The organism is Candidatus Cloacimonadota bacterium (assembly GCA_020532355.1).
GTDB lineage: Bacteria > Cloacimonadota > Cloacimonadia > Cloacimonadales > Cloacimonadaceae > UBA5456.
Genome location: JAJBBD010000207.1, coordinates 1 through 2,862, shown reverse-complemented (window position 1 = coordinate 2,862; position 2,862 = coordinate 1). Strand labels below are relative to the sequence as shown.

Annotated in this window: 3 protein-coding genes; all 3 read left to right on the top strand. The window is 47.7% G+C overall.

The features are described 5' to 3' along the window. On the top strand, positions 1 to 637 hold a 637-nt coding region (locus tag LHW48_07160), incomplete at its 5' end, for a hypothetical protein (protein MCB5260236.1). Positions 638 to 658: 21 nt separating this feature from the next. After that, positions 659 to 2,062 (top strand): hypothetical protein, encoded by a 1,404-nt coding sequence (locus LHW48_07155; GenBank protein MCB5260235.1) that lies wholly within the window; start codon positions 659 to 661, stop codon positions 2,060 to 2,062. Further along, the gene (locus LHW48_07150; GenBank protein ID MCB5260234.1) at positions 2,055 to 2,531 is read left to right on the top strand and encodes a hypothetical protein; all 477 of its coding nucleotides are present in this window, start codon (positions 2,055 to 2,057) and stop codon (positions 2,529 to 2,531) included. The genes LHW48_07155 and LHW48_07150 overlap by 8 nt, the downstream gene beginning before the upstream one ends. Positions 2,532 to 2,862 lie beyond the last annotated feature (331 nt).

Sequence of the window (2,862 nt, the reverse complement as noted above, 5' to 3'; positions counted from 1 at the left end):
TGAATACGCTTCCCGCGATAAGCTCTTTGAACACCTGGCAAAGCACAAAAGCGATCTCGGGGTCTCTACTCAGGTCGAATACATGGCTAAGGTCTCTGATCTGCTAAGGAATCCACTCAAACAGATGGGACTCGCCATCTCTGCCCGCGATCGCACGCTCAATCTCTATGTCTGGGATCCCAGGGTTAGAGAATTGAGGGGATCCCAGTATCATGATTTTGCCGTTTTTAGCCTTGACAAGAAATGCCTTAAAACTTTTCATCCCAAACAGATCGAAAAGATCATGCAAAATCTTGATCCAAATGTTCACGGGAAGGTTATGATGTTATCAGATCAATATGTTTCAAAAGGAGTGTCAAGAATGACCACTGATATAGATGTAAGACAATATGAATACATCATCGATTACTTCGAAGACGATGATTCTACAGACGAACTGGAAATGTTCAACCGCCTTGGTATGGAAGAAGAATGGGATACCATCCCCGAAGCCTTCAAACAGCGCATCCTCGCCGTGGATAAGATAGTCCTCGAGCGTTATGCCGATTGGTTCGATTACAATGTCTTTAATAGCTACATCAAATGCATCCGGCACCGCCAGGAACTCGAAGCCGCCAAGGTAGAAGCGTCATCTTGACGCTTGATAAAGGATAACATCATGAAACTCATAATAAAGCGCATCACCACCATCCTCTACCAATCCGACTCCCTCCTGGAGCTGGAGCTCGATCCGCTCAGTCTTTCCGGTATCGATTACTGGAGCCAGGAAGCCCGCTCTGCCAAGGTTAAACTGCTCATGGATGACACTCTTGAGTCCATCCTGGTGGGCTCTCTGCGCGAGATCAAAGCCGGATTCCATACCTTTGCCGCCTTCATCTACGACGATGCCAATAGCCTCATCTACACAGGTGTCCTGCCGGAATCATCCTTCTCGGTGGAATATCTCTCACTTTCCGCGAAGACGGTGGAACTGGAACTCTTGGACTACCTGGGGCTCATCCTCCAGCTTGCTTCCGATCGGCTCATCAATCTTACCGATCAATACATCAATCCGGTGGCTACTATCCCCTCCATTATCGGCTCTATCATCCATCCCCTGGCAATGAATGGTGAACCAGATACCGATAGCTACACCAATGCCGATGTTCTGCGCTTGATTCTCTGTATTGGGCCCATTAACTACCAGTATGCCCACTTACCATACGATCAATCAAAATGGCTGCCCTTTACCCTGGTGGATCATGTGTTACTGGATTCAAACTCGATCAGATATCAGTCTGCTCCGGGCACTTCTCATACTATCCGGTATGGTTTTGAAGTTGATAACCATAACATCTATCTCATTTTTTGGCAATACAGCCATCGGGCTGGGAATCCCTACACATGGTTCCAACACCTCCGCTACCGCAAATACCTTGTCACCATGGGTAGCATATCCCTCGTAGAAGAGAATGATGAACACAATGATGAACACAATGAAGGTTATTATGCCGAGCCATGGGATAATCCCAACCCTCCGGATCTTCTGAGTCAAGTGTCTTTATCTGCAGAATATCGAATCTCCGGATCCACTGCCTACTATTCTGGTCCGGCGACCCTGGAAAGCATCGAAATCGTTCCCGGAGAATACAAAGCCAAAGACCTCCTGGGCGAGCTTCTCCGCGTCGCAAACGCTGTAATAACCGTAGATAACTACTCCTTCTACATCAAAAACCGCCAGGATGATGAACTCCCGGTGGCATACTTCGCCGATCCTATCGAGTTTGAGCTTGATACTGCTGATACTTCTGCTCCGGAGCTTACGCCCGTTGCCGTCGCTTCCCAGGCTGTCCTGGATGCCATCAGTAAGCATTATCGTCTCACTCTGGAAGCCTCCCCCTTCGATGCGCGCCTAAATACCCACCTCTATAGTGAAGACTACTCCTCCCTGGGGCTGTCCCATCCCTACGAGCTTCTGAACTCAATAGCTGTCTTCGATCACTACCATATCCGTCCCTTGGAACTTTCCTACGACCCCATCTCTCACGAAATCGAAATCTCCGGAAGAGCTTATCATGAATAATCCTAAACAGCATGTAACCGCCATCCTGAACGATCTCGCCAATCGCATAGAAGTAAACGCTATCGCGATCATAGACCGGGATAAGATCGTAGCCTGGGGAAAGCTCAGACGAGCCATCAAAACTAAGGTAGACCCGCAAAAACTAACTATAGACGTCTTTGCAGATGAAGAGATCGCACCCCATGCCCAATACGTCCACGAGGGCAGAAAAGCCGGCAAAATGCCTCCAATTGCACCCATCGAAGAGTGGGCTCGAAAAAAACGCCTGCTCTCGCACACTGCCCCAGGTGTAAAGCTCTCCGTTCACCTCAATTCAAGAGCAAAACTCTCTCAAAAACAACAAGAGCTCGCCGATCGCTACCACTCACTCGCCTGGGCTATCGCTCGTAAAATGAAATACAATGAACTCAAACCACGCCGATTCCTCATTGAAGCCATCCTCAAATCACTAAAGGAAACCTCAAAATAATTTATTCTTTCGCAACACAACTCCCTCATTACAGCCATCATTCTCCACCCGTATCTTTTCCAAACCTCTTGTCGCAATTTCCAAACACCCTGTCGAACCAACCCCCAAAATCTCCAATTTTTTCCAAACCTTCAATATTATCTCATCTTATTCATTTTTAACACTTTACCCTCCTCACCCTCTTTTCCAAACACCCTGTCCCGTAATACTATAATAGGTTTAAACATCGCAACTTAGCTCAATGCCATCAATTTCGGCGCAGGTGAGCTTGTGCAAGATGACAAGGTGAGAGATGAACACAGCATCCTGGACGGACTGATCTACCCCGTGG

What these genes read in the sequence shown, in the direction of transcription:
- LHW48_07155 (MCB5260235.1), top strand. Translation starts at nt 659, where the DNA reads ATGAAACTCATAATAAAGCGCATCACCACCATCCTCTACCAATCCGAC.
- LHW48_07150 (MCB5260234.1), top strand. Translation starts at nt 2,055, where the DNA reads ATGAATAATCCTAAACAGCATGTAACCGCCATCCTGAACGATCTCGCC.